Here is a 2264-nt window from a genome sequence, read left to right as displayed (position 1 = left end):
ATATTTAATAGATTGATGATTCGGAATACGCAAATCATATGTATTTCCATTCCATTTACTAAAATCTACTGTCACATTGATATGTGTTTGTATTGCCATCGCTTTACCTCCAACTTTTACGAAGAACCGTATAAATACCGATGCAAATAAGTAGAATGCCGCCGCCAAATAATAATATTATTGTTATACTAATTGACTCTTCATTCATTGTTTCATTACTCGCTACTTCATCTGCACTTTTTCTGACAATGTATTCACTGCTAAACAAACTATTTTTCGTATCTTTAACACTATTATTCTCTTTTGGTTTTGTAAAAAGAGAATCTCGCAAAGCTTCCATATCTTTTTGTTCTTTCTTTTTCTTTTTCTCAATTTCTTCTTCTATATCTTTGTTAAATAACTCAATCGATGCTTTATCTAATTCTGTTTCCTTATGTTCCTTTTTATTTTTTTCTTGGTCGCTTTCTTCAAGTCGATCCACTTTAAACTTAATCTTCCCATCATCACCAAGATAACTGTCAGCCGCGCTCCTTATCGGTAGCGCGACAAACAGTAAAAGGATAGAGAGAAATGATAACTTAGCCACTATGCTCCATTGTTTGATCATTTACTTCTTTTTCCTCCCATTTCTTATGCCATACAAATAGATTACTAACCAATCCAATAATGGCAATTACAAACAATACGACAAAAATAACTTTCCCAGTATCTTTACCACTAATAAAATCATTTAGAAAACTTTCTATATACTGAAGCGGTGAGAATTGACGTATCTTTCCGACAGACGACATTTGATCTACTTTACTTCCAACTGCCTCAGTTAAAAATAGGTACATGCTTAAAAATACTAATAGTATAAACATTCCTACCATTTTTATTTGTCGTAATAAGTAGGTTGAGACCAATACAAACGCCATCATAATAAATGTGATGAACGCAATCCATAGTAAACTTTGATCCTGACCGAACTTTAAAAGACGCCCAGAAATGATACCTATACTAATCCCTTCCACAATTGATATACCGAAAGCTACTACTGTAGTTGGTACATTCATATCAATTAATGAGAATTTCTCTTCAAAATGATCTGATTGCATTCGTTTCTTTTCTTGATTCGCAATTGCGTATGCTGTAAATAATGCAACAATGAAACAAGTTAATACAATTAAGTATGGTGTAAAAGCATTTCCTGCTACAATTACTCCATCATTTTGCTTTTGAACTGGACTAGCTAAAAAGTCATATAGCATCTCATTTTGACGATCTCCAATACGGCTATTCGCTAAAATTTTCGTAAAGTTTTTGGAGAATGATTTATCATCTTCCATTTTCTTCGTAAAGTCATTTAATAATAGATCAGCTTTTGAAACAATTGTCGTTCCGCTGTCTTGAATTTCTTTTGCTTGTCCATTAATTTGATCAAATGTTTTATATACATCGTCTGAAGTTGCTAAACTATGCTTCGAACTTTCGACCAATGACTGACTTTGCATCATTAATGATTTAATACCAGAATCTAACGATAAAATAGCTGTTTGCTCACCAGCATGATTTGTTGTTAATACTTGCTGCTCTTCAACTAGCTTTAAGCTATTCTCACGCCATTTCGCTAAACCTTTTAAATACTCTCCTAAATTTTCATTCATACTAGTTGCTTGTTGCGTCGTTCCATTTAATTTCTCCGCTAGTAGCATAGAATTTTGATCCGCACTAGTAATAGATTGTTGATAAGAGTTTATTTTTTGTTTTAAACCTGACATATCTTGCTTTATTTCTGTAGTAATACTTGATGAAACAAGATTTGAAATTAAATCAATTAAACTTTGTTTATTTAATACGTAGTACAAAGATTGATCCGTCGCAATTGCATCTAAACTTCCCTCTTCTAACTTAGGACCTACATCTTTCGTTCTTAAATCAATCCCATAATACATTTCGTAAAGGCTCATTAAACCTTGATAACTTTCGACTGTATCTACTGCTTCTTTTATTAATACACTAGAAGTAATATCTGTTATTTTTTCTGTTTTTTGATGTATAACTTGATTCGTTGTACTTTCAATAACTTTACCGTTATCTGTTCCCGTTTCGCCTCCTGGATTTCCTCCGGTTCCGTTATCTGTCCCCGTTCCGCCTCCTGGGTTTCCTCCAGTTCCGTTGTCTGTTCCCGTTCCGCCTCCTGGGTTTCCTTCATTATTGCCTTTTGTGTTTTCCATTTTTTTTATAATAGGCGTTTTAGCATTGTGTACTAACGGCATTATGCC

At 33.4% G+C, this 2264-nt stretch carries 1 protein-coding gene and 2 pseudogenes; all 3 read right to left on the bottom strand.

All coding sequences use genetic code 11. From position 1 onward, the window contains the following. Positions 1 to 99 (bottom strand): annotated as a pseudogene (locus GBN78_RS30825) (EsaB/YukD family protein); the annotation flags it as partial. A 4-nt stretch (positions 100 to 103) separates the two neighbouring features. After that, positions 104 to 607, bottom strand: a complete 504-nt coding sequence (gene essA, locus GBN78_RS29485) for a type VII secretion protein EssA (RefSeq protein WP_152128022.1) — start codon at positions 605 to 607, stop codon at positions 104 to 106. Beyond that, positions 579 to 2264 (bottom strand): annotated as a pseudogene (locus GBN78_RS29480) (type VII secretion protein EsaA); the annotation flags it as partial. The pseudogene GBN78_RS29480 and the gene essA, both read right to left, overlap by 29 nt.

The organism is Bacillus sp. B2-WWTP-C-10-Post-4 (assembly GCF_009183805.1).
Classification (GTDB): domain Bacteria; phylum Bacillota; class Bacilli; order Bacillales; family Bacillaceae_G; genus Bacillus_A; species Bacillus_A cereus.
Note: the sequence above shows the minus strand (reverse complement) of the source record. Positions and strands in the feature narration are given on the sequence as shown.